At 53.0% G+C, this 25344-nt stretch carries 17 protein-coding genes; all 17 read left to right on the forward strand.

Annotation, left to right across the window (positions count from 1 at the left end; genetic code table 11):
- Positions 1 to 43: 43 nt before the first annotated feature.
- The gene (gene asnB, locus K5607_RS02700) at positions 44 to 1897 is read left to right on the forward strand and encodes an asparagine synthase (glutamine-hydrolyzing) (protein ID WP_221048112.1); all 1854 of its coding nucleotides are present in this window, start codon (positions 44 to 46) and stop codon (positions 1895 to 1897) included.
- 301 nt (positions 1898 to 2198) lie between these two features.
- A complete protein-coding gene (locus tag K5607_RS02705; protein WP_162232244.1) occupies positions 2199 to 2903 on the forward strand; it encodes a class I SAM-dependent methyltransferase in 705 nt (234 codons plus the stop codon).
- A 514-nt stretch (positions 2904 to 3417) separates the two neighbouring features.
- Positions 3418 to 4191 (forward strand): class I SAM-dependent methyltransferase, encoded by a 774-nt coding sequence (locus K5607_RS02710; RefSeq protein WP_162232243.1) that lies wholly within the window; start codon positions 3418 to 3420, stop codon positions 4189 to 4191.
- A gap of 22 nt (positions 4192 to 4213) precedes the next feature.
- Positions 4214 to 5611 carry an NAD(P)-binding protein gene (locus tag K5607_RS02715; RefSeq protein ID WP_221048113.1) on the forward strand — a complete coding sequence of 466 codons (1398 nt, stop codon included), beginning with the start codon at positions 4214 to 4216 and terminating at the stop codon, positions 5609 to 5611.
- Positions 5612 to 5656: 45 nt separating this feature from the next.
- On the forward strand, positions 5657 to 6862 hold the full coding sequence (locus tag K5607_RS02720) for a M20 family metallopeptidase (protein ID WP_246599004.1): 1206 nt from the start codon (positions 5657 to 5659) through the stop codon (positions 6860 to 6862).
- An 11-nt stretch (positions 6863 to 6873) separates the two neighbouring features.
- On the forward strand, positions 6874 to 7569 hold the full coding sequence (locus tag K5607_RS02725; protein ID WP_221048115.1) for a WbqC family protein: 696 nt from the start codon (positions 6874 to 6876) through the stop codon (positions 7567 to 7569).
- Entirely contained in the window at positions 7566 to 8594 is a 1029-nt protein-coding gene (locus K5607_RS02730) for a dTDP-glucose 4,6-dehydratase (RefSeq protein WP_221048116.1), read from the forward strand. The genes K5607_RS02725 and K5607_RS02730 overlap by 4 nt, the downstream gene beginning before the upstream one ends.
- A complete protein-coding gene (locus K5607_RS02735; protein ID WP_221048117.1) occupies positions 8591 to 9724 on the forward strand; it encodes a DegT/DnrJ/EryC1/StrS family aminotransferase in 1134 nt (377 codons plus the stop codon). The genes K5607_RS02730 and K5607_RS02735 overlap by 4 nt, the downstream gene beginning before the upstream one ends.
- A 106-nt stretch (positions 9725 to 9830) precedes the next feature.
- Entirely contained in the window at positions 9831 to 11024 is a 1194-nt protein-coding gene (locus K5607_RS02740) for a glycosyltransferase (RefSeq protein ID WP_221048118.1), read from the forward strand.
- 56 nt (positions 11025 to 11080) lie between these two features.
- Entirely contained in the window at positions 11081 to 15016 is a 3936-nt protein-coding gene (gene asnB / locus K5607_RS02745; RefSeq protein ID WP_221048119.1) for an asparagine synthase (glutamine-hydrolyzing), read from the forward strand.
- 16 nt (positions 15017 to 15032) lie between these two features.
- Positions 15033 to 15491 (forward strand): hypothetical protein, encoded by a 459-nt coding sequence (locus tag K5607_RS02750; protein WP_054772501.1) that lies wholly within the window; start codon positions 15033 to 15035, stop codon positions 15489 to 15491.
- Positions 15478 to 16401 carry a class I SAM-dependent methyltransferase gene (locus K5607_RS02755; RefSeq protein WP_221048120.1) on the forward strand — a complete coding sequence of 308 codons (924 nt, stop codon included), beginning with the start codon at positions 15478 to 15480 and terminating at the stop codon, positions 16399 to 16401. The genes K5607_RS02750 and K5607_RS02755 overlap by 14 nt, the downstream gene beginning before the upstream one ends.
- 82 nt (positions 16402 to 16483) lie before the next feature.
- Positions 16484 to 18331, forward strand: coding sequence for an SGNH/GDSL hydrolase family protein (locus K5607_RS02760; RefSeq protein WP_221048121.1), 1848 nt, complete (start codon positions 16484 to 16486; stop codon positions 18329 to 18331).
- On the forward strand, positions 18328 to 20163 hold the full coding sequence (locus K5607_RS02765) for a carbamoyltransferase family protein (protein ID WP_221048122.1): 1836 nt from the start codon (positions 18328 to 18330) through the stop codon (positions 20161 to 20163). The genes K5607_RS02760 and K5607_RS02765 overlap by 4 nt, the downstream gene beginning before the upstream one ends.
- Before the next feature lies 1 nt (position 20164).
- Positions 20165 to 20761: a DUF5989 family protein gene (locus tag K5607_RS02770; protein ID WP_054773630.1), complete on the forward strand. Its 597-nt coding sequence runs from the start codon at positions 20165 to 20167 to the stop codon at positions 20759 to 20761.
- 232 nt (positions 20762 to 20993) lie between these two features.
- Positions 20994 to 23948 (forward strand): glycosyltransferase, encoded by a 2955-nt coding sequence (locus K5607_RS02775; RefSeq protein ID WP_221048123.1) that lies wholly within the window; start codon positions 20994 to 20996, stop codon positions 23946 to 23948.
- 94 nt (positions 23949 to 24042) lie between these two features.
- Positions 24043 to 25341, forward strand: a complete 1299-nt coding sequence (locus K5607_RS02780) for a glycosyltransferase family 4 protein (protein WP_156302452.1) — start codon at positions 24043 to 24045, stop codon at positions 25339 to 25341.
- The last annotated feature ends 3 nt before the right edge of the window (positions 25342 to 25344 follow it).

Here is a 25344-nt window from a genome sequence, read left to right on the forward strand (position 1 = left end):
ATGCTGTCTTCATCCGTCCGCCAAATTATTAGGTAATTCCTTAATGTGTGGAATTTGTGGTTTTACCGGGGCGCCTGAGCGTGAGGCGTTAAGGCGCATGAGCAGTGCCATTACCCATCGAGGGCCGGACGATGCGGGGCATTGGGACGCGCCGGACGTTTCTCTGGGTATGCGAAGGTTGGCTATCGTCGATTTGGAAACTGGCCAGCAACCGGTCTTCAACGAGGATGGCGCTATCGGGGTCGTGTTCAACGGCGAGATTTATAATCATGCTGAGCTTCGAACTGAGCTTGTGGCTGCGGGTCATCAGTTTCGCTCCCACCATTCCGATACCGAGGTACTGGTTCATCTCTATGAGGAATTCGGCGACGATTTCCTGCACCGGCTAAACGGGATGTTCGCCATCGCACTTTGGGATAAACGGCGCCAAAAGCTTCTGATTGCGCGTGATCGGGCTGGGGTTAAGCCTCTGTATTTCGGTGTGTTTGCCGGCCGGCTGTTATTTGCGTCGGAGATTAAGTCGCTCCTCGCCCATCCGTCTGTAGAACGGAGGCCAAATTATCGGGCGCTTTATCACTACTTTAGCTTCAAAAATATTCCCGCTCCCTGGAGTGCCTTTGACGGTATCGAGCAGTTACGGCCAGGGGAGCGCGCGATTTATGAACAAGGAATATTGAGGCGCGAACAGTGGTGGACGTTGCGATTCGCCGAAGATCCTGCCATTGACGAACAAACGGCGGCAGAGCGGATAAGGGCGTTGCTGGAAGACAGCGTTCGTTTACGCATGGAGGCGGACGTCCCGTTCGGCGCGTATCTATCCGGCGGAGTCGATAGCTCAAGTGTCGTTGCCTTGATGAGTCGTATCGGCGGTTATAGGGTGAAGACCTTTTCATTGGTGTACGCCGATGATTTTCATAATAAGGCCGCCGACCAAGTTTTCGCGCGCGAGGTGGCTCGTCAGTACGATACCGACCATCACGAATTCGTGCTGACGCACCAGGATGTTGTCGATAGTCTTGACGCGGTATTAGGGGCGTTCGACGAACCCTTTTCCGGGGTAACTTCGACTTACTTCGTTACCCGCTTGATCTCACAGCACGTCAAAGTGGCGCTATCGGGGGATGGTGCCGATGAACTTTTCGGCAGCTACCTCGCCCACCGGCTAGCGCAGCCGCTTCATCATTTTCCTCGTTTGCGCAACAGGTTGTCGACGCTGTCGACAAAAGAGCAGGGGCTGCTTCAGCCATTTCTTGAGCGCCCGGAATATTTGGCGGAAATGGAGGCGCGGGGTGATGAGATTAAGCGACGCGCTAGTCTCTATCTTTTTAGTGATTTAGACAAACAGGCATTGCTCAGCGACAAAATGCTAGCGCTGTGCTCGGGGGAAAGTACGGAACGTTGGATCGGGGACGTTTACAGCAGTTCGGGTACCGATGACCCGCTCAATCGGGCGTTGAATTGCGATTTTCGTTTGCTGCTCCCAGACCAAGTGCTCGCATTTGTCGATCGGCTATCGATGGCGCATTCGGTCGAGGTGAGGCCGCCTTTTTTGGATTACAGGCTGATGGAGTTTGCGGCTACTTTGCCGGGTTCGATGAAAATCAAGAACGGTCGTAGCAAGCATATCCTTAAAGAGGCAGTCCGAGGGCTGATCCCCGATGGGGTGATCGATCGCCCAAAGGAAGGCTTTATATTGCCGATAGACAATTGGTTACTGAGCGAATTACGTTGCCTTGTCGAAGAGGTTTTATCTCCGGAGCGCTTGGCTTTACATGGATTAATACGTTGGGAAGAGGTAAAGAAGATACTAGATGCGCATTACTCCAGGACGGCTAATTACGGGGCGCGCATATGGAATCTCATGATGTTTCAAAGATGGTGGGAAACTTATTTTTAGTGATAACCGTACTCCAACATTGGCCGCAAATGCCGTTGCCGAACACCGTTGTTTGAGTTGTGTTGCCGAGTTAGAGGAACTTTGGCTTGACACGATGAGCGTGCTTTTAGCCTCGCTTCCTGTGTTTCGGCTAGAGTCGGAGTTGCGGTAGGTGTGTTTCCGGGTTGAGCGATGTCGTAGCAATGATTCTCGCCGACGAACTCTTGTTGGACGGCCTAGGTGCGCCATTGATATGGTTTTTTCATGTCTCTGTGGTTGCCATTTTTTTGAATAGTGCCGAGCGGTGTTGAGGATGGGTAATATGCAACACGATATTAAAGGCGAAAATTATTATTATTCTGAGCAGCAAAAAGGAATCGATCGCCGAACTAAGGATTTAGTTATTGGTCGATGCTTCGAATTTCTGCGCGGGCCTTCTGTTCTTGATCTAGGGTTTGTTGATGACTGTTGGACGGCGCCGTCGCTCGCTCGTGGATGGCAGGTGGATATCGTAGAGGGATCGAAAAGGCATGTTGACGCGGCTTTAGATTACTACCACGGCAATGCTAACGTTACGATACATCATGCTATGTTTGAACAATTCTGTCCAAATCGTGAGTATAGCAGTGTGATTGCCGGCGATGTCCTCCGTTATATTAAAGAGCCTGTGCCCTTCCTTAAGCGGGTCCGCGATTGGTTGCTTCCTGGCGGCCGTTTGATCGTGACTGTGCCTAATAGTTACTCTCTTCATCGCCGCATTGGTACCCTTTTGGGGATGGAGGCTCATCCAGGGGATGCGAATTCCCGTGATATCGAGGTGGGCAATCTGCGGAATTACGATCGTTACCTCCTTCGCAGCGAACTTAGATCGGCAGGCTACAATATAATAGAGTTGCGCGGTTGTTTCTTAAAACCGCTATCTAGCAAGCAAATGAACGATTGGAGCGACGAACTTCTTTCGGCTTTTTTAGAAATCGGCGATGAATTAGAGGACTACGCTTGGTTTCTCTATGCGGTTTGCGAATAAAGGCTCCTTTCAACGACGGGATTAAAGGTTACGTGGGTTGGCGGCTGCGAGGGTTACGATGGTGGGCATCGTTCCTTTGTGTCGCGGATTTCAACGTTCTCAATTGATATGCGTGGGCGGAGTGTGCAGCGAAACAATGTTCCGCTCGTCTCAAGCTTATTGCGGCATGAGCGCCATGCCGGCCCGTCTCGTCGGCTTGGCCGTGTTGTCGGCGATCTATCCAAAGCGTTTCGATAGTCTGTCTCGGTTTCGGTCGGAGTGGTTCGAGTGTCGCCGTTTAATTTCGGCTTGTCCAGCGCAGCTTATCGCAGCTTATGCTTGGTTGGAGCTAAAGGGGCCGGACGAGGTGGCCGAGGGGGGGGCGCCTGTCGCAGCGAAGACGAGAGGTGCCTGCATGGCGGTACCGAAGTGATCTATTATCGTTGGCGGGATTCTGGATTTTTTGTAGAAAACCGGCAATTGTGGCAACCTAGGGCCCTGGCTAATGGTTTCATAAATGGGAAGTGACAAAATAATGACAAATACGCCTCAAAATATTCATGAACCTATCGTCGATCATAGTTCCGAGCGAGAATTTGTCGATGCGGCGAGTAAAAATTATGAGCATCTCGGTTCGCCGATAGAGCACGCCGTACGTCGTGCTGCGCTCAACGTTATACGGGGCCATGTTGACGCAAGGCCGTCAGTGCTTGAGTTAGGCTGTTCAGATGGTTATATGACATCCTTGCTTTCTACCATCGCCGGACGTCATGTCGTAGTAGAGGCTGCTGCTGATTTTATCGAAGCAACTCGCAAAGTAGTACCCGACACGGTAGAATTTCACCACTCGCTATTTGAAGAGTACGAGCCGGATGATCGCTTCGATCTTATTGTGGCTTCGTATATCCTTGAGCATGTCGTTGATCCTCGCAGCTTAATTGAGCGTCTTCGCCTTTGGTTGAATCCCAAGACTGGCAGGCTATTTCTCGTCGTACCCAATATCCGCGCGTTATCGCGCCAACTTGGTCGCGCCATCGGCGTCGTAGGTGAGTTGGGTGAAATCACCGAGAGCGAACGCATTCACGGGCATCGACGCAGCTACGATCGCGTCAGTTTTGATCGAGATATCGAAGGCGGTGGTGCGCAAATCCTTGCTCGCGGCGGACTAGTGGTAAAACCCTTCGCTAATTTCCATTTCGACGCCATGTTGCGTCAGGGAATAATTGGGGAAGATCAGCTGCGCGGGTTAGAATTGCTTGGCACCGAATATCCCGATCTTTGTCACTCCATTTATGTTGTGGCAAGATAACCCTATCTAAATAATTTTTACTATGTCAAAAGCGGTGGTAGTTGCTGGCGGAGGCTTGGCAGGTTTATTCGCGGCTCTTTTTATGAGGCTGAAGTATCCCGCCGCTCGTATCCTGGTCGTTGAGCGATCCTCCAGGCTAGGGGGGTTATACGCTACATTCGATTATGGAGACAACGGACACTTCGATTGCGGAATGCATTGGATTACCGAGACAGGTATTTCCGCAGTCGACGAAATGTTTTTCGAGCTTCTTCCGTTTGACCAATGGCATTGCCTTTCGGGCGAGCGTCGGGATCTTTCTGGGCTTTTTTTTAAGGGACGGCTTCAGAAGCATACACAATATCCGGATCTGCGTGCGTTCGATGAATCGGAGTATCGTGCTTACGTTGCCGACTTTTTTTTCAACCTTCAGCATCAAAAAAGTCCTACCACAAACACACTGTTTGATTATGCAAATAATCGGTTTGGCGCATTAATCGCTGAGCGAGTAATTGCTCCGATTGCAGAGAAAGTTCACGGTTTCGCCGTTAGCGAACTAGCGGTTATGGCGCGCCGATTGCCGCTACTAGACCGAGTCACCATGTTTGACGAGGAGACGTTTTCCGGTCTAATCGACGCGCCTCTTCTTCGGAATCGGCTTGCGTTTCCTGAGCAACGGCGTTTGCCTTTAAAGTACTCGTCGGGTATACGGAGTTATTATCCAAAGCAATACGGTATAAGCCGCATCATTGACGCGTTGCTTGTGCGGTTACGCAATCTAAATATCGAGTTGCTAACGAGTTCGCAAATTAGTCAACTCAAGCGGGAAAACCGACGCGTATCTCATGTGGTTATAGAGAGTAATACAGCGACGGAGACGGTCGACAATGTAGAGGCTTTAGTTTGGACGGCAGGATCCATGCCGCTTTCAGCGTTGCTCGGGATGCCGCTTGTTGGACTGCCAAAGCCACGAAGAAAAACCGTCATCGTCAGTATGCTTCTCAAAGAGCCGCCGCAAATGGGGGATCTTTATTGTTTCTTTTGTGCCGACTCGCCGTACTCAACCTATCGGATTACGAATTTTGCTGCTTTTTGCCCAGATTCGGTAAGAGCGACCGGATATCCCATCTGTGTCGAGCTGCTTGTCGATACGGGAATTGAACGGTCCGCCGACGATCTTGCTGAACAGGCAAAACGGGAAATATTGGCTTTTGGCCTCGTCTCATCTCCAGATGATATTTGTTTTGCGCGCGCGGAGATATTGCAAGCCGGGTTTCCCGGCATGAGTTGCGCGGTAATTGAAGAGGTTGATCGGGTCCGCAACGCTATTGTAGAGCTGGATATCGCTAACCTTGTCCATGGAGGGATACTCTCCGAGCCTGATCTGTTTTTTCAGCCTGAGGTAATCGCCGATCTGTATCGAAAATTGGATCGTCTATGATGGGCGTTGTGACGTGTTAGATATTTGTTGGGACGCGTGATTGAAATGGTTAGCGATATTGTTGAGGCGCTTTCAAGCCTCAAGGATGCTTATACTGAATTTCTTCAGGGACTGATTCGAGCACCATCTCTACGAGGCGGGGAGGCAGCGTGCCAGCATATAGTAGAGGACAAGATGGTTGCTCTTGGGCTCGAAGTGTCCAAGGTCTATTCACGCGACGACGCTCAGTCAGTCAATCTGGCCGCTCGAATTAAAGGCGCTGGCGCTGGCGCCGGCGGCCGGTCGCTAGCCCTCAACGCGCACGCGGACATTACCCCAGTGGAGGGTGTTTGGACGCGTCCCCCTTATGATGCCGTAGTGGAAGATGGAATCATTTATGGCCGAGGGGCGCAAGATGATAAGGCTGGGATCGCCGTGATTTTGATGGTTGCGGAGTGTTTGCAGAAACTCGGGATCAGGCTCAAGGGCGACCTTATTTTGCACGTCGTGGTTGATGATGAAACCAGTGGCGATGGCAGTCTGTCTCTTGTAAACGCAGGGTATGGTGCGGAAGGAATTGTTATATGCGATGGCACATGGCCTGAGCGAATAATTTATGGTCATCTAGGTCAGTTATGGCTTGATGTTTCTATATCTGGAACCGCGGTCGCTGCGTGTGTTGAGCATCGCGGAGTTAATCCGATATATCTTGGTTGTGAATTCATCGAAAGGCTGCGTGCTTGGATAAACGATGTCAGTTCAAGCTCAAAATCTTTCGGAAGCGTAGATAAGCCTGGCTTTGTGAATGTGGGTTCCTTCCATTCCGGGGTCTGGCATGGATCTGTACCGGCAGAGGCTAGCTTGCAGATCCAGATAGGCTTTGGCCCCGAGCTACAACCGTCCGAAGTATTACGGATAGTAAAACAAATAGCTAGCGATATCTCAGATAGAATAGATGTAAGGCAGGGATTTCTTGAAACGCCAGCGGTTATGGTTCCTAGTGATAGTGAATTAATTTCGAAGTTAAAGCCTATCGTCGAAAAAAATTCCGGAAAGGAGGTTCGCACACAGACCGTTACAGGACATTGTGATATGCGGCATTTTCGTACAAATAATATTTGTCTTTATGGGCCTGGCGCAGGATGGAACCCTCACGGGATTGACGAGTGCTATCGTTTGAGCGATATGCCGGTTGTGGCGAGGAATTTGGTTGAGCTGGTAATTGCGTGGTGTGAGATTGCGTCGGAGCAATCCGGTTCGTTGTCTTCGTGAGCGTGAGTTATATGACGCACAGGACAGTGGTTATTTTGCAGCCGGGTTATTTGCCATGGCTAGGTTTTTTCGATCAGATGCTTCGAAGTGATGTATTTGTCTATTATGATGATGTTCAATACGACAAGCACGGATGGCGTAACCGGAATAGAATAAAATCGGCTACGGGTCCAATTTGGCTTACGGTGCCTGTTTTAAATTCAGGCCGCCACGGGCAAAAAATCTTGGACGTTGAAATCGACAATCGTTCTCCATGGGGGCGGAAGCATGTCGCGGCCATTGCTCAAAGCTATGCTAAGGCGCCTTATGTTCAGACTTATTTGCCGCAACTCGAAGAGTTGTTGATGCGACGGTGGAGTTCACTCGTAGAGCTTGACATCGCTACCGTCGAGTTGATTTGTGATTGGATCGGAATTAGTAGAAAAATCGAGCGGGCATCTCGTTTAGGGATTGAAGGGGGGCAGAGCGGGCGTCTGCTGGACATATGCCGCCATTTTCAGGCAAGTTGCTACTTGTCCGGGGATTCTGCGCAAAGCTATCTGGATACAAGCTTATTTGCGAGGGAGGGACTGTCGGTGATTTGGCAGTCTTATCGGCATCCGATTTACCCTCAGTTGCATGGCGAATTTCTACCCTATTTATCTATTCTCGACCTTGTAATGAATGTTGGCGACCAGAGTATAACTGTATTAACGGAAAAATCATGAAGAATATATTGATCACCGGGGGGGCTGGATTTATTGGTAGCAACTTTGTTAGATATCTTTATAACAAGTATCCAGACTACCGCTTGATTGTGTTGGACGCGCTAACCTATGCCGGTAGCGTGCAGAATCTTCCGGAGAACGGTTTTAGTTCAGAGCGATTCGAGTTTTGGTACGGCAACGTCATGAATGCGGACCTAGTCGATGCTTTGGTAGGTAAAGCCGATATAGTGTTTCATTTTGCGGCGGAGTCGCACGTCACGCGTTCCATTTTTGATAATCGTCTTTTTTTTGAAACGGATGTCCTTGGTACTCAAGTTGTATCGAATGCGGTATTGAGGAATCGAGAACGGATAGAGCTTTTTGTACATATCTCAACGTCTGAAGTCTATGGAACGGCTGTTGGTGAGGTAATGGATGAGGACCATCCGCTAAACCCGATGAGCCCTTACGCTGCGGCAAAATGCGGAGCCGATCGGCTCGTGTACTCGTACTGGCAGACCTATAATATTCCTGCTGTTATTATCCGTCCGTTTAACAATTTTGGGCCTTATCAGCATTTGGAGAAAGTGATCCCTCGCTTTATAACTAGCGCAATCATAGGCGAGCCGATGACCGTACATGGCGACGGTTCTGCGCGGCGAGATTTTCTGTTTGTCGACGATCATTGCGAGGCGCTGGATCGGGTTTTACATTCCGACAAGCAGAGTGTAATCGGTCAGGTTATAAACCTGGGCACCAAGCGCGACGTAAGCGTTCTGGAGATCGCTGAAATTTTGAAAAGCATTATGGGGGAAGCGCACTGCGACGTAGAGTTTGTCGGAAACCGTCCCGGGCAAGTGTTCCGCCATACGTGCGATGCATCCAAGGCTGAAAGCCTGTTAGGGTGGCGGCCCAGTACGAGCTTTGAAGACGGTTTGAGAAAAACTGTCGATTGGTACGTGGCAAATCGAGAATGGTGGGAGCACCAACGTTGGATGCGGCATATTCCCATTGTTACGGCAGACGGTAAAAGAGAATTACATTGAGTCATAAAATTCCTTTTTATATGCACGACCTGGGGCAGGAGGAATTAGACTCCGTTGCCGAGGTATTGGCTGGGCCAATCCTAACAACAGGGGACACGGTGGACCGTTTTGAAAAGGAGTTTGCCGGCTACCTGGGGCGTAAGCATGCGCTAGGGGTAACTAGCTGTACGGGTGCTATACATATGTCGTTGTTAGCACTAGGAATTGGGCCAGGAGACGAAGTCATCACCACGCCGATGACGTTTATAGCGACAGCGACGGCTATTATCGAGGCCGGAGCCTCGCCAGTGTTCGTCGACGTGGAGTCAGATACCGGAAATATCGACGCGGGGAAAATCGAGGCGGCGATAACAGACAAGACACGTGCGATTCTTCCCGTCCATCTCTATGGTTTGATGTGCGATATGATCGAAATCAGGCGTATCGCAGACCGCTACAATTTGAAAATTATTGAAGATTGCGCTCATTGCGTTGAAGGCGAAAGAGACGGCGTTAGACCCGGAGAGCTCGCGGACACAGCGTGTTTTAGTTTTTATGCCACGAAAAATTTAACTTGTGGCGAGGGAGGCGCTGTCGTCACCGATTCCGATGAATTGGTAGATCGCCTAAAAGTTTTGCGCCTTCATGGTATGACCAAGACGGCGGCGGATCGGCAGCGGGAGGGTTATAGCCATTGGGATATGGTAGATATGGGCTGGAAATACAATATGGATAATATCCAAGCCGCGTTATTACTCCCACAGATGCGGAGGCTTCGCAAGAAATTAGACTCTCGACACGAGCTTTCGGCTATCTATGAAAAGAAGCTTGGCCGTATAGAGGGGGTTCGTTTGCCAGCTAGTCGTAATAACGCTACGCATGCACGACATCTTTACCCGGTGTGGGTAAACTCCGCAATTAGAGATCATGTTGTAGACGAATTGAACAAAAACGGTATCGGCACTGTTGTCAATTATCGTGCGATCCACTTGCTAAGTTATTTTGCTAAGGCATTAGGTTACAGGCGGGGGGATTTCCCAAACGCTGAGCGTATTGGTGATGAGACACTTTCGCTGCCTTTTTATCCCACGATGCCTATCCACTTCGTGGACGTCGTGACCGAAACACTCGCCAGAGCGGTATCTGCTTAAGCTAGGTAGATAAAAGGTGGTAACTCTCGTGCGAAGGCTTAAGGCAAATTGGTCACAAATGCCGTGATCCTTACTGTGCCTTTTCGGGGATTTTGCAAAATAAAAAATGAATATCGCTATATTTGGCAATACAAATAATTCGCTGCTGCGTTACGCGGAAGGCTTTCAAAAGCTAGGGCATAGTGTACGTCTGATTATAAATAGCAAAGATGCTCTTCACAGACCGGAGTCGTTGTATCCTGAGTGGGCGGACAACTACCCTCACTGGGTTTTTGACTTTTCGCATATCACAGAAAGTGATTTGCTGTATGAGACGGAGCTTGTGGATGATTTAGTCCACCAGCTCACTTATCAAGTGGATCTGGCGATTTTGAACGATGTTGGTCCGTCGTTAGCGTGTTACTTGAAGTCGCCGCATGTGATTTTCTTGACGGGTTCTGATGTTAGCTATTCGGCTAATTTCGACTCGATTGTCACTAGATCGAGCATGTGGGATATGGATTTCAAATGTTCGGTAAGAGGACGGCGCAATCTTCGTCTGATGACCAATCAGGTCGCTCGGCAACGGGACGGCATTGCGTCTGCTGCGATTGTGACTCACCCCGCTCGAGGGCTAGTGCCGGGCAATGATTATATTCTCGATACTTTGGGCGTGACTGATAAAAAAAGGCTAGATATTTGGTTTGCCAATGTTGATGGTATCGATCCACAACCTATGCCAAACAACGAAAAATTAAGTGTTTTTTGCGGTAGTCGAGTTTCGTTTCGGCCGGATTGCCATCCAAAACTAAGCGCCCAGGACTTCAAGGGTACGGATATCCTGTTAAAAGGGTTCGGCGGGTATTGTCGGCTGGGCGGACAGGGTAAATTGAGTTTGATAAGAAAAGGACAGGACGTTGAGGCTGCGTGCCAATTGATCGACGAATTGGGTATCGTCGATCGGGTGTGTTGGTACGACGAAATGCCCACGTGGCAGTTTTACGAAAATATGGCGTCCGCAGATCTGATTTGCGATCAGTTCAGCGCGACTTTGCCGGGTCTGGTAACGTCGGATGCCTACGCGTTGGGACGGCCCGTTATGGCCAACTTTAGGAACGAGAGTTTTTCCTCCCGTTTTCCCGAGGTGTTGCCGGGATTCGATGTCTCCACCGCTGACGAGGTCGCCGATCAGTTGATTACGCTGGAGAACAACCGGGAGGTTTTAACGGATATGGGATTACGGAGCAGGGAGTACGCGGAAAAATACCTTTCGCCGAAAAGCATGGCCGCGAGTTTGTTGGAAAGATTGGGCCAAGTTTAGTAAGGGCTCTGCGGCAAGATGCTTTTGATTTTCACTACTTGAATGACTAGGTAAATATGTGCGGCATCGCGGGAATATATTCATTCGGCAGCCTGATAGCGGAAAAGGAAGATCAACTTAGGCTTGTCAATCGCATGACTGACCGCATGGTCCATCGGGGACCCGATGCGGACGGCGTTTGGGGTGACGACAAGGGGCGCTGTGTCTTGGGACATCGCCGCTTGTCGATTATTGATGTTTCCGACGCGGGCCGCCAACCCATGGGATGGAATGATGGTGAATGGGTAATTTCGTTTAACGGTGAAATATATAATTTTCTTGAGCTAAAAAGAGACCTCTCTGCTCAAGGGATATCGTTTCACGGTCGCACCGATACGGAAGTTTTACTGGCCGCGCTCGCTACTTGGGGCTTGGATACGCTCGCGCGGTTGGACGGTATGTTCGCTTTTGCGGCCTTCCATCAGCCGTCCGGCGAGCTTATTTTGGCGCGTGACCCGTTCGGGGAAAAGCCGCTTTATTACATGCAGTGTCAGGGCGGAGCTATTGCATTCGCGTCGGAGTTGCAGTGCTTGGAGGAAGTTCCCGGTTTTAGCGGCGACGTAAGCGCGGATGCGCTGGCGGAATTGCTGATGTTTCAGTATGTCGGGGCTCCTCGCAGTATCTACCGTGACGTGCACAAGCTTCCTCCCGGTCATTGGATGAGAATCAAGGAAGGTAAGTCCCCGGAAATTCAACGTTATTTCCAATTCTCCCCGGGGTCTTCCGGGTTCAGCACCTCCTCAAGGGAGGTACTCGCGGACGAACTCGAAGACATACTGGTGCGGAGTTTGCAGCGTCGATTGATTGCCGACGTGCCTTTGGGAGCGTTTCTTTCCGGCGGGGTCGATTCTTCGACGGTTTGTGCGTTGGCGCGTCGAAAGCTGGGTGTACCGTTGCAGACGTTCTCCATCGGATTCGAAGGGGCTGATGAAAGTGAGCATGAAATCGCCCGGCTTTTCGCGAAACATCTGGGGACGGAGCATCGCGATCAAATATTAATGCCTTCGGCAACGGATTTTCTTGAGCACTCCGGTAAATACCTGGACGAGCCTAATGCGGACAGTTCCTGTCTCCCAACCTATCTGTTGTCGCAATTCGCACGTCAGTATGTAACTGTCGCATTGTCGGGCGACGGCGGTGATGAGTTGTTCGGCGGTTATGGACGTTATTTTGAAACCCTCAGAGACGAACTCGACAATCGCACGCTTTATCACGACTCTAATTGGCATCCAGGGCGAGCCTATTATTCGAACCGGATCTTAATTTTTACTCCTGAACAGTTAAATCGTCTGATTGGATTGGTTCCGGAAGGGGCTGCTAAACATTTAAATCGTCTAAGGGGGGAGATCGATACTAACGATGTGCCGCTACTTTGCAGGTTGAGGGCGTCCGATACGGAAAACTACATGCCTGGCGCAGTGCTTCCGAAAGTCGATCGCATGAGCATGCAGCATTCGTTGGAGGTTCGCACGCCTTTTCTGAATGTCGAGTTGGCGCGATTCGCAGAACGCCTTCCGGTCGAATATTTGACGAAGAATCACCAGGGAAAATTATTATTAAAGGAAATCGCCTATCGGTATCTCCCGCGCGACATTATCGATATGCCGAAGAAAGGTTTCGGTCTGCCCCTGACGGCACATTGGGGAAAACCCGCCATGATTCAGGCCTTGAGTTCGGCGCTTAGCCCGGAAAGTAAGTTGGGCTCTTGGTTGGGCGAGAAACGCGCGCGCGCATTTGTTGACCAGCAGAGCAGCGCGGACGGATTCTCCTTGTATCAAGTTTGGGGCGTGGTGATGTTGGAGAGATGGTTGCGCGACCGCCCGGCCAAACTTCCCGAATACGATACGTTGAAAGGAGCGGTATGTATTGGCGGTGATTTAGTGGACTCCCAAGAGCCGCCTCGCGTACGCTATTTCGAGTGGTTGTCGCCCGCTGTTTTACTGGTCAGTCCTCCGGTGCGTTACCGGGAGGACGTTTCCCATGCGCGGCAAGTCGTCGGCTGGCACATGCAAATTCTGTTGACTTTGCTGTTGAATAAAATCGAACAGGAAGGCGAAGGGCGATGTGTGCAACAGCAATCGACGTTATTTGGATATATTGATGGCACCCAGGATATTGTTAACGGATTACGTCTGGCCGGCATCGAAATTTCCGGGTCAACGATAATTGTTGGTGATGAAGACGGTTCGCAAATTACCCCCGAGTTTATTCGGCAGGCACGGGTTTGCAAAGTTGCGTCTTTGGTGGCGATTAACAAGTGTCTGCCGAAGGGTGTATTCCTGCGTTATAAGTTCCGTTATTTCGGGGCCGTCGAAAAACTAGTCTGCGCTTTGCGATTAAGATACCGCGCCATAGCGGAGTGGTCAGCGGATCAGGTTGGTGCGTGGGATAACAAGGCTAGCTATATCGCGGGCGGTTTTTTGGCGATTGCCGATGATCAGGATAGGGAATTGTCTGCGGAATATATTCTACTCGAAGACCTAAGAGTTTTGCCGCCCGTCCCTACGTCTCACGAGGAGATAGAGGCGCTGGGGGGCGGGCGATATTCGGTTTGGAATCGGCACGTTATTTATTCACAATCAAACCTGCCCGCGCCGTGGATAGCGCGTTTCTTTCCAAAGTATTGTTTGGTGCCTCGTACGGAAGAAACAGAAAAACTGTTGCAGGTTTCGCAGGAGAGCTTTGTCGTCAATTCGAACGGGACATTTCAGGACGCGTTGGGGCGTTTGGTCGAAGCGGCTAACCGTTCGCCAGCCTATGTTCCGGAGACTAAAACGCTGGTTCTGTATACGCACGGTCTTTCGTCCGGAGGGGCTGAAAGACAGTGGTGCAATCTTGCATTGGGACTGGCTGAAATTGGCGAGCCGGTGACGGTTGTGGTGGATTCCCTAGAAGGTGCTTCGTCACACTATTTGCCGAATTTGGAAAGCGGTGGCGTTCATGTGATTTCTTTGCGGGACGTATGCTTGGAGGAGGCCGCAAGGATGATACCTTCAGATCCCGGCTTGATCGCGCTTGTGGACCCTGTCAAATCCGAAATCGGGCTTGAGGTAATGCGCCTGGCGTCGGTATTGGATAACCTTAAGCCGTACGCGGTGGTGTCCCAACTAGATCGTTCCAATATTGTGGGAACCGTCGCTGCTTTACTCGTTAATGCGCCTAAGGCCGTGATTTCGTTCAGAAACTACAATCCGACCAATTTTTCTTATTTGGATACCCCGTGGTTTTTACCGGCCTATCAAACCTTGGTTCGGGCAAACAGGCTAGTCGTCACCGGCAATTCCGTCGCGGGCAACGTCGACTATGCGAATTGGATCGGGATAGACGCCGATAGCGTGCGCTTATTGAAAAATTCGGCCGATAGGGACGAATTCGTCAGGCCCGATGAAAAGGCGGTTGACGCCATACGAAATGAACTGAAACTGACCGACCAGGATTCGGTGATCCTTGGCATCTTCCGGTTTTCGGAGGAGAAGGATCCCGTCGGCTTTATAAAAACCTGCGCTGGTGTCATTTCCAAGCTAAGCAACGTCAAGGTACTCCTCGTCGGCGAAGGCGCGATGCGGGACACCATGGAGGCCGAGGCCCGCAGCGCCGGCATCGGCGATAACGTCAAGTTTCTGGGGCGCAGAAGCGATATTCCTGCGCTTCTGAGCGTATCCACGCTGCTGCTATTGACCTCCCTGAAGGAGGGCACGCCGAATGTCGTTGTCGAAGCGAAATGTTTGGGGGTTCCCGTCGTCGCGACGGACACGGGGGCGGTGAGCGAGTTGATCGAACATGGTGTCAATGGGTTCGTCGCACCGGTGAGGGACGTGGAAAAACTGGTCACGCATTGCGTGGCGATACTTGAAAATCCGGCATTGCGAAAAACATTGAGCGATGCATTGTTGAACTCCTCCGTTTTCTTCTCGAAAAAAGAAAAGGCGCAGTTGTTGCTGAGTTATTTGTGAAAATTGGGGAAGCGATATGAAAAATGAACTGCATATGGATAAGTCGGACGGTTCGTTAGGTATTATCGAGCTGGTTGTATCGATATACTTGGCGGCGGTCGCCTTTTTCCTTGTCATGTCACGCAAAATAGCGGCGCCTTCGTTCACTGCGGTGGTCGCCGGGCAGTTTAGGCGCCCTTACGAAGGCGTCCTGCGCGATATCCGTAAAGACGATGGCTTTTGCTGGGTGTCGCCGGTGCCGGAGTACATTTTGTCCGATAGGGATAATCACTCGTCCTTGGTTGTTTTCGAGAATGGGGTCCCGTTGCCCACCGCCCACGTGAATCACGGCGAGATCCGGCTTCACGGAAAAGGGCGGTATTCCCACTGGGGCGAGTTTGTTTATTTTTCCACGACGGACAATACAAGCCCGCTGGAAAATGGCCGTGAATATAGCGTGAAAGAAATTCGAGGGGCGGGCAATGTTTCAAAATAATCTTGCGTATAAGGCCGTCGCGCCGTTTCTTGTCGATCCGAAAACCAAAGAGCCGTTGAAACTCGAGGCAGACGGCTTTGTTTCCAAGTCCGGCGCTTACGAGATTTTGCGAAATATTCCGCGCTTCGTTAGCAGCGATAATTACGTTCGCTCATTCAGTTTGGAGTGGAACACTCACAACCAGACGCAGCTGGATATCTTTCGCAACGACAAGTCTTCCGAAAGCCAATTTGTGCAAAAGACGGGCTTTACACCTGAAAAGCTTAAGGGCGCTTTGGTGCTCGATGCAGGTGTCGGCGCGGGGCGGTATTGCGACATTGCCAGCCGCTGGGGCGCAAATGTGGTCGGCGTTGACCTTAGTTTTGCCGTCGAGTCGTCCTCGGTAACCTTCCAGGACAGAAGTAACGTCTGGATTGCGCAGGCGGATATCGGCAATCTTCCGTTTGCCCCGGGAACTTTTGATTACATATTTTCCATCGGCGTGCTGCATCATACGCCGGACACCAAGCTTTATTTTCAACGGCTGGTTCCTTTGCTTAAGCCGGGCGGAAGAATCTCGATCTGGGTTTATCCGAATACGCCGGATTATGTGGTTCGGGCCGCCTGGATTCCTTTCGTCAATAAGATACCCAGCCGTTGGTATTATAGCTGGTGTCGCTGGTTCGTGCCGTTTGCGGCGCGCAACAAAAATAACCCTTATATCAGGTGGATATCCAAGGCGTTTCCATTCTCCGATCAGGGGTTGGGCATCGAGAACGACATACTCGATACGTATGACGGATATTCGCCCACCTATCACGGGGTTCACTCGCCGGAAGAGGTGATGGGGTGGTTTCAGGAATCCGGGTTGGTGGATATATCGCAGCCCAGCGATTGGCTGACGTGCGTCACCGGCGTCAAGCCGGCTTGAGTATTGACGCAAACGCGCTTTTTGCCGCGGTCGCCGGGTATAGGGGCGATTTATCAGGCTTACTATTGAGTAGAGATTTGTAATGTTTCAAAAGTTGCGGGCCGAGCTAGGACCCATACGCGCAATTACTTGGTTGCAGATGAAAAGGCCGATACCGATCCTTCCGCTACGTGGTTTGGCTTATTTCGGTTATGCATTGCTGGGACTGGGCCTGATTGCGCTGGTAGCCGATCGGGTTTTGGACTATTGGGCGGCCCAGGGCAAGATTTTGTCTCAGACTTGGGTCGCTGAGGACAATTTGATTAATCGCGAAAACTATAAGAAAAACCTGAGTAGCGCCCGTAATCCACTGGTTCATACGGCCGGTATGCCGTTGCCCAGGACCGAGGCCGGCCGGCGACGCATATTGGTCGTCGGCGATTCGTTTATTTGGGGGGACGGGTTAACCAATTTAAACATGACGTGGTGGCGGCAGCTGCAGTGGGACCTGGAGCGGCGCGGGTTTCACGACGTCGATGTCGTGGCGGCGGGCATCAGCGGCGCTTCCACGCAAGACCAACTGGAGTGGCTTTCCAAAGACAATTTGTTGGGGAGCGTTAAGCCGGACGTTGTGGTTTTCGGATATGTTACCAACGACGCTGACATGAAAGACGCTTCAGGCGAACGATTAGTTAAACAGTTCGTGCCAAGTCACGCTGCGGATAGTAACGCCACGTTGAGCTATCTTGGTGATTACTTCCCGTCTCTCGCGTTTCAGCTGGCTGATCGTGTTCGTAAAAAACAAGAGTCGACCGGCAAGGAAACGGAAGGCTATTCCTACAATACATGGGAACTGAAGATTCTTGAAGGGCAGAACTTTGCTCAGTACAAATCGCTGCTTGCTAAGTTACATGCGTTTTTCGATGAAGCCAAGGTGCCGATGTTCGTTGTCTCGACGCCTAATTCTCCCAGTGCGGAAATGTTCGAGCCTAGATATTCGCCGATACGGACAGCGTTTTCCGAGGCCGGTATTGAGTTTCACGATTTTCTGCCCCCGTTCATCGCGTGTTGCGGAGGCGACGTGGGCAGTCAGCTGACCTGGGGGGTTAATCCGGCCAACGGGCATCCTGGCGCTCGAGCCACCCAGTTCTACGCGTCACAGGTGGCCGACGTTTTGGAAAAGAATTACCGCACATCACTAGGCAATAAACGGTTGTCCGCGGCGGATGATGTGCCGGCGATTAATGACTGGATGCCTGCGTCTTTGGCGCCGCGTTCCGTGGCCAAGTACTCGTGGGAGTTCGTGTGGCCGGAACGCGACACGCTCCTGCGCATGCCCGTCGGGGAGCCTCATGTAGCGCTTAATTTTCAGCGGCCTGTATCCATTCGCGATATTCGCATCGCCGCACCCCTGGCTACCCGATTCAAGGTTTGGGCGATGATGCTTGACGACTCCGGCAATTACGAAGGTCGAGATTACGTACTGTTGGGGGAAGGTTCGGGGGCGTCCTTGAGCTTGTCTTTGCAGGGTGAGTTGCAGAATAAGCGGATTACGTCGCTGCGCATAACGGCCCAATTCGTCGAGGAACAACGATTCGAGTCCTCTACGATCTTGGAGCCGGGGAAAATTAGTCAATCGGAGGGGCTTTCGTTCGATTATCCGCTACCAATGAATGAGGACTCCGCCGATACGCAGGAATCGCCCAAGCGGTCTCCCTTTGTTCTGCTTGAGGATGGAAACTTTTTGCCGTTCCCACACGCGCTGCACGACGACATAAGGAAGTTGGGCAAAGGGCGGTATTCTCATTGGAAATCCGCGTTGATTTTCTCCAGTTCGGACGGGTCCGATCCGCGCAACAACGGCAGGCGTTATGTGTTCGCCAAGCCAGATGAAAGTGGGCGCACGGTTCGCGTGGATTTCGACTTCAATACTCCGGCGGTTCGGCTATGACAACGATTCTGGGAATTTCCGCTTTTTACCACGACGCCGCAGCAGCAATCGTCCGTGACGGCAAAATCATCGCCGCAGCCCAAGAAGAGCGCTTCACACGGAAGAAAGGCGATTCGTCGTTTCCGGCGCACGCCATCGATTATTGCCTGCGGGCCGCCGGCATCGACGAGTCCGAGATAGACCATGTGGTGTTTTACGAGCACCCGCTGACCCACTTCGAGCGGTTGATGACCGTTTACCATCTGTCGGCGCCTCACAGCCTCAAGAGTTATTTGGAGGCGTTTCCGACTTGGTTGACCAATAAGTTATGGACCGACCGGGTGATCGCGCGCGAACTGGACTGGAAGAAGCCGATTCAGTTTTGCGATCACCATTTGTCGCATGCGGCAGCGGCGTTCTATCCGTCTCCGTTCGAGGAGGCGGCGATTTTGACCATCGACGGCGTCGGCGAGTGGTCCACTACTACCTACGGGATGGGAAGGGGGAATCATATCGAGTTGTTGAAGGAGATTCGGTTTCCCAACTCGGTGGGCTTGTTGTATTCGGCGTTCACTTTTTTCACCGGCTTTAAAATCAATAGCGGCGAATATAAGTTGATGGGGCTGGCCCCTTACGGCAAGACCAAATACGTCGATCTTATATTCGATAAATTGATTAATGTCGGGGAGGACGGCTCGGTTCAGTTGAACCAGCGCTATTTCGACTACGTCGGCGGTCTTGCCATGACCAACGCCGCCTTTGCCGAACTTTTCGGCGGAGCCCCTCGGGAGCCGGAGTCCGAGATCACGCAGCGAGAGATGGATATTGCCGCCAGCATCCAGGCGGTACTGAACGAGATCGTCCTCAAAATGGCCCGTCATGTGAAGGCGGAGACCGGTGCCAAAAATCTGGTGCTCGCCGGCGGCGTGGCGCTTAACGTCGTGTCCACCGGCTTGCTGTCTCGCCAGGGGATTTTCGACGAAATCTGGATACAGCCGGCCGCCGGGGATTCCGGCAGCAGTTTGGGGGCGGCGCTATGGTATTGGCACCAGCGGTTGGGAAATAAACGCGTTGTCGAGAAACCGGACGGGATGCAGGGTTCCTTTCTCGGTCCCGCTATTCTTCCGGAATCGGAAGCGGATGACCGTGTTCTCGAAAAGCTGGGCGCGGTGTGGGAGTCGCTGCCGGAGCAGCAGCTACAGGAGCGAATGGCGCAGCTGATTGCCGAGGGAAAAGTGGTCGCCGTGGCTCGGGGCCGCATGGAATGGGGGCCTCGCGCCCTGGGCGCGCGTTCGATTCTGGGGGACGCCCGTTCGCCCAAAATGCAGACGCATATGAACATCAAGATCAAGTTCCGCGAGAGCTTCCGTCCGTTCGCGCCGATGGTTCTTGCGGAGGACGCCACCACATACTTCGACATCACGCAGGAAAGCCCCTATATGCTGTTGGCTTATCCGGTGCGCGATGAGCAACGCATTTCGCTCACCGAGGAACAGCGGAAGTTGTGGGGCATCGATCTATTGAACGTGCCGCGCAGCAAAATTCCTGCCGTGACGCACGTGGATTATTCGGCCCGCGTTCAAACCATCGATACCACGCGGAATCCTTTCATCTACGGGGTGATCTCGGCGTTCAAGCGGCAAACCGGTTGCAGCGTGATCATCAACACGTCGTTCAACGTGCGGGGCGAGCCGATAGTGAATACCGTCGAGGACGCCTATCGTTGCTTCATGGCGACGGATATCGATTGTTTGGTCGCGGGCAATCGCCTGCTCGAGCGACACAAACAGAACAATGCTCCGATGACCGACGAGGAGCGCGACACCTGGCTGCGGAGATTCGACCTTGACTAACGTGGAAATCGGTTTTTTGGCGCGCAGGCGCTTTCGGGAATCGTCGCGGGAACTGACGCAGTTGCTTGTGCTCGGTTTTGGCATTTCTTTCATCCTGATGGGCGTCGGCGCATACAAATACTTCATCGTCATCGGCGCGTGGGATGCGTTGTGGAAAGCCGCCATGTGGGGTGGCGTCGCCGCTTTGTTGGTGACCTTGATCGTTCCGTATTTTTGGTTGTTGCCGGAGCGCGTGTTGCGGAAATTCGGTAACTGGGTCGGTCACGGCCTGATGAAGATTATCCTGGTCGCGGTTTATTACGGGCTGATATGGCCGGTGGGCGCGATTATGAGATCTCGGCGGGGGACGCATCCGCTATACGCCTGGGGCGCGCAGCCCACCGAGGGAATGGAGGGGTGGCATGGCAAGACGCTGCCTTACGATGTGGCTAACGAGGCCGGCTCCGGGAATCTGGGGTTATACAAGGTATTGCTGTTCTTTGTCCGTCAGGGGCATTTTTTACTTTTGCCGGTTTTGATCGTCTTGATTTCCTTGGGCGTGGCGCTGTTTTTCTTGCAAACATCGGCCTTGGCGCCTTTCATCTACACGCTGTTTTAGCGGCCGAAAAAAGTCGGCAACGCGTCTCGCTGCCGGGGCGCTTGCCGTCCTTCCGGCGGACAGGCGCGTCCGGCGTTGGGTAGCCTAAGGGGCGAGCGTTAAGGCGGCGTCGGATTTTCCGCGGCATGCGGAAAATATCCAGGAATTCCCGACACCGGTGTTTCGGTTGCCCGTCCGGCGAGTGGCGGCGCGAATCCACTTTGCGGTTTTGTTTTTTCATTGGCGACACTGTATGGCAATTAAAGATTTGCTTACCGCTGTGAGGCAGCGTATTGGGGCCGTTAGCAAGGAGGACCTGCCGGGCATGCTCGGCATCGAGTCCGACGATACCCCCGTGATTCACTTGCTCAAGGGCGTTGTGGTGACGCAACGACTCGACACCTTGGCGGGGGAGATCGAGGGGCTCAGCATACAGTTCGCCACCTTTCGCCGAAAAAACACCTGCGCCGTCGACGCGGTGGTCCACACCGCCGACGGTACCGTGATTCACCAAGAGCGTTGGCCTGCCGGCGACTTGGTGGATAACGCTTACCGCTGGCTTGAGCTGGCCGGGCCGATTCCCGTCGTCGAGGGAGGGATATGGCTGTCGCTGAAATCCGACGACGCCACGCCGGAGAACAACGTTGCGATCTGGCGCGCGGCCTCCGGCCGAAGCGATGTGTTGCTGCGCCGCCGCCTGGGCGCGGTAATGGTCAAAAGCCGGTTGCAAGGGCAAAGTCTGCCCGGGTTTTATTTGTCGCTGAATTTCCAGAGTTCAACCAGCCTGCTCAGTTATCGGCGCGCCGCGGAAGAAAATCGTCCCGGGTCGGAAAAGGTGGCGTTGTATTTGGATGAAACCGGCGGCGATTCGATGGAGTGGGCCGTATCTTGCTGCCAGCAGGCGCAGATACCTTATGCCGTCGTCCGAGGCTCGGAAAGTTTAGCCAAGGTATCCCCTCGAATCGTGCTGTTGTCGGCCGCTCTGCCCACGGAGTCTGCTCGGAAAGTCGCGGCCCAGTCCCGTGCCTTGAATGTTCCGGTGGCCATTTTGGCGCGGGAGTCGGACGGCACGGCTTCGCCGAATAAGGACCATTGGCCGAGTTTTGCGGATTATCTCCTAGCGGGCGAGGAGCGGGCGCTGGGATTGTTCCGGCACAGCGCGTTGATCGACGAATCGAGCTTCGGCGCGGCAATCGAGCGAGCGATCGAGTCCTATAGGGCCAGGCGCACGCCGCGGATGTCCATCGTCACGATTCTGCACGCGAAGGCCGAGCAAATCGGTCCTGTGTTGGAATCCTATTTCAGGCAAAGCTACAAAGGCGAGCTTGAGATCGTTTTTGTCGATGACGCCAGCCGGTCCGACGAATCGAGCCTGATCGAGGCGGGGTTCAAGGAGATGTCTTCCCGTTACGACACGAACGGGCGAATCTCGTTCAAGATCCTGCGCAACGAAAAGAATCTCGGCAATTGCGTTTCCAGGAATCGAGGCATTGCCGAAGCAACCGGCGATATCGTCATCGTGATCGACGCCGATTGCATGCTGAACCGCGACTTTCTTCAAGCCCATGCGGATGCCCATTCCTATCTCGACGGCGATGTGGTGATAGGTCCGCTGAATATCGAAAGCGAAGACGCTGCGCCGCTGCCTTTCCTGTTCGATCTGGAAAATAACCCGCGGCGCGCTCTGGATCTTTCGGATCTTCAGGACCCGGTTAACCTCGAAAGTTTCCTAAACTGCATTACGCGCAATTTTTCGATCAAGAAATCCGCCATCATCGAGCCCCTGTTCGATCCGCTGTTTTCCTATTCCATGGATCCCAACTCGGGATTCGGTTGGGAGGATGTGGAAATGGGCTATCGCTTGTACAAGCGCGGTATTCGTCCGAAGTTTACCAACGACGCCTTCACCGTGCATATCTCCCATGCCTCGAGCGTGCCGGAATCGGAAAAAGTCGCCCGTTCGTTGAAGAATTTCTGGCGACTATATGAAAAACATCCCGAATTGGGTTTCGTCGCTCGCCGTTGGTCGCTCAGCACGTTTGCCAAGCTGAAGACATTTGGCGCGGCCTGCGGGGCCAGCGTCGCCGGGAATGAGGACGTCGATAAGTTAAATGACTACTTCTCCCGAATCTCCAGGACGGCATCCAGCAAACCCGTCAAGCGCCGATTGCGCGTGCTGACTTATCGTTGGCACGTTCCGCATCAGTACGAGTTGTACAAACTAGGGCACGAGTTTTATCTGGCCACCGGATTAGGCTCTCCCCTGTGCGAAATGTGGGAGTTCGGTCAGCGCCCGTTCCCGCCCAACGCGAAGTTTATTAAGGCGGACAAGATCCGCGAGGAGGAGTTTGACCTCGCGCTGCTGCATTTCGACGAAAACGTCCTGTCCTATGAAAACACCAACGGGGAGATCGGCCCCGAGTGGGGGGCAGCCTTCCGCTGGTTCGCGGAAAATCTGAGCCTGCCCAAGATCGCCGTTTGCCATGGCACGCCCCAGTTCCATGGGCAGTATACGCCCGGCTATTCCGGCGACGATCTCATGACCGTGATCGAGCCGGCGCGGGCGCGCCTGGTCGATTACGTGAAGGATATGGAGGTCGTGTGCAATTCGCATCAAGCGCAAAAGGAATGGGGATTCCATCGATCCCGGGTGATTTGGCACGGTTTCGATCCGGCCGAGTTCCCTCCGTCGACTTACGAACGGGGGATATTGTCTCCGCTTGGCCCGTTGGTAACGTCGCGGCCTCATTATCGTGGGTATTACTTATACCAGCAGGTATTCAACCAGGATTTCCCTGAGCAGTTTTCTCCGAGTAAGCTGGCCGTCCCCGAGCCGGATGTGGATTATTCCGGCAACGTGTATGCGTTCGCCAAGTATAAAAATTACGTGGATCAATTGCGCAAGTACAGCGTCTATTTTAATCCCACCTTGCGTTCGCCCATGCCGAGGGCGCGCGCGGAGCCGATGATGTGCGGCGTGGTTACTGTGAATGCGAATAATCACGACGTTGATTTATTTATCAAAAACGGGGTTAACGGGTTTTATTCCAGCGACGCCGATGAATTGCGGGAACATCTTCTGTATTTAATGCGCAATCCCGAGGCCGTCAAAAAAATGGGGGCCGAGTCCAGGCGAACCGCCATGGACGTCTTCAATCATGACCGCTATCTGGCGGAATGGACCGAGTTGTTGAATAGTGTCACCTAAGAATAAAAAAGGCGGAGTGTTGAATATGGCGGATACATCCGGGGCGGCGCGTCGTAGGGTCCTGCTCGTATGCAATGACGTGATCGGCAAGAGGATGGCCGGTCCCGCGATTCGTTGCATCGAGTTGGCGACCACGTTGTCTTCGACTTTCGACACCACGGTGACGGCGCCGAAAGTCGATGGAAGCCTCGAGGTTCCTTTCGCGCTGGTTGAGCCTAGCGATGCCGAGTTCCGAAAGATCGCCGCCGGCAGCGACGTCGTGATCATCCAGGGCGACGCGTTGGCCCGCTATCCATTCCTCAAGCAGTTCAAAGGGGTGGTGATAGCCGATTTGTATTGCCCCATTCCGTTGGAGTTTCACCAGGTATCCGACGCCATGCCCGAGGACGCCAGGCAGGCGCACTGTCTGCACGTTGCCGGCGTCGCCGCGGAACAGCTGAGCTATGCGGATCATTTTTTGTGCGCCAGCGAGAGGCAGCGCGATTTTTGGCTGGGGGCTTTGGCCGTCGCCGGACGAATCAACGGTCTGAGATGGCCGCGCGCCAGTCACGCCAACATCAATGATTTGATTTCCATCGTGCCGTTCGGATTGCCCGATGCCGCGCCGGAGAGAACGACCCGGGCGCTGCGGCGGCAGTTCGACATTCCCGATACCGACTTTGTGGCGATTTGGGGCGGGGGCGTTTACCAGTGGTTCGACCCGTTGACCATTATTCAAGCCGTGGGCCGGCTGGTCGATGAGGGCGAGCCGATCCATTTGGTGTTCCTCGGCGTGAAACATCCCAATCCGGGGATTCAGGAGCACGACATGTGCGGCGCCGCGTTGGCCCTTGCGGAACGGTTGGGACTGCGGGACCGTTACGTGCACTTCAATTTGGGTTGGACGGATTACGAGCAGCGCCAAAATTACTTCCTCGACGCCGACGTGGGCGTGAGCGCGCATTTCGACAATCCGGAGACGCGGTTCGCCTTCCGTACCCGCATGTTGGATTATCTGTGGTGCGGATTGCCGATTATCACGACACGCGGCGACACGTTCGGCGACGTGGTGGCCAATGAGCAGCTCGGCGAGTCCGTCGATTACGAGGACGTGGACGGCTGGGTGTCCGCGCTCAAGCGGATGAAGCGCGACTCCCAGTGGCGCGCGGAATGCGGGCAACGATCGCAGCTTTGCGCGAAAAGCTATCGATGGAGCGCCGTGACGGCGCAGTTGATCGATTTGATTCGCCGCGTCGAGCCCGCCCGGGACAGGGTGCTCGGCAAAACCCGGCCTCCGGGGCGTTATGGCGACAAAAACATCGTTCAGCGCATTTATTATCGGTACCGGTCCGACGGCATGAAGCAGGTGGTTCGCCTGGCTTTTCGGCGGGTGGCGCGCGTATTCGGCGGCTGACAT

Source organism: Methylogaea oryzae, assembly GCF_019669985.1.
Classification (GTDB): Bacteria; Pseudomonadota; Gammaproteobacteria; order Methylococcales; family Methylococcaceae; genus Methylogaea; species Methylogaea oryzae.

Coding starts and splice junctions, on each gene's coding strand:
- asnB (WP_221048112.1), top strand. CDS start 44: ATGTGTGGAATTTGTGGTTTTACCGGGGCGCCTGAGCGTGAGGCGTTA.
- K5607_RS02705 (WP_162232244.1), top strand. CDS start 2,199: ATGCAACACGATATTAAAGGCGAAAATTATTATTATTCTGAGCAGCAA.
- K5607_RS02710 (WP_162232243.1), top strand. CDS start 3,418: ATGACAAATACGCCTCAAAATATTCATGAACCTATCGTCGATCATAGT.
- K5607_RS02715 (WP_221048113.1), top strand. CDS start 4,214: ATGTCAAAAGCGGTGGTAGTTGCTGGCGGAGGCTTGGCAGGTTTATTC.
- K5607_RS02720 (WP_246599004.1), top strand. CDS start 5,657: ATGGTTAGCGATATTGTTGAGGCGCTTTCAAGCCTCAAGGATGCTTAT.
- K5607_RS02725 (WP_221048115.1), top strand. CDS start 6,874: ATGACGCACAGGACAGTGGTTATTTTGCAGCCGGGTTATTTGCCATGG.
- K5607_RS02730 (WP_221048116.1), top strand. CDS start 7,566: ATGAAGAATATATTGATCACCGGGGGGGCTGGATTTATTGGTAGCAAC.
- K5607_RS02740 (WP_221048118.1), top strand. CDS start 9,831: ATGAATATCGCTATATTTGGCAATACAAATAATTCGCTGCTGCGTTAC.
- asnB (WP_221048119.1), top strand. CDS start 11,081: ATGTGCGGCATCGCGGGAATATATTCATTCGGCAGCCTGATAGCGGAA.
- K5607_RS02750 (WP_054772501.1), top strand. CDS start 15,033: ATGAAAAATGAACTGCATATGGATAAGTCGGACGGTTCGTTAGGTATT.
- K5607_RS02755 (WP_221048120.1), top strand. CDS start 15,478: ATGTTTCAAAATAATCTTGCGTATAAGGCCGTCGCGCCGTTTCTTGTC.
- K5607_RS02760 (WP_221048121.1), top strand. CDS start 16,484: ATGTTTCAAAAGTTGCGGGCCGAGCTAGGACCCATACGCGCAATTACT.
- K5607_RS02765 (WP_221048122.1), top strand. CDS start 18,328: ATGACAACGATTCTGGGAATTTCCGCTTTTTACCACGACGCCGCAGCA.
- K5607_RS02775 (WP_221048123.1), top strand. CDS start 20,994: ATGGCAATTAAAGATTTGCTTACCGCTGTGAGGCAGCGTATTGGGGCC.
- K5607_RS02780 (WP_156302452.1), top strand. CDS start 24,043: ATGGCCGGTCCCGCGATTCGTTGCATCGAGTTGGCGACCACGTTGTCT.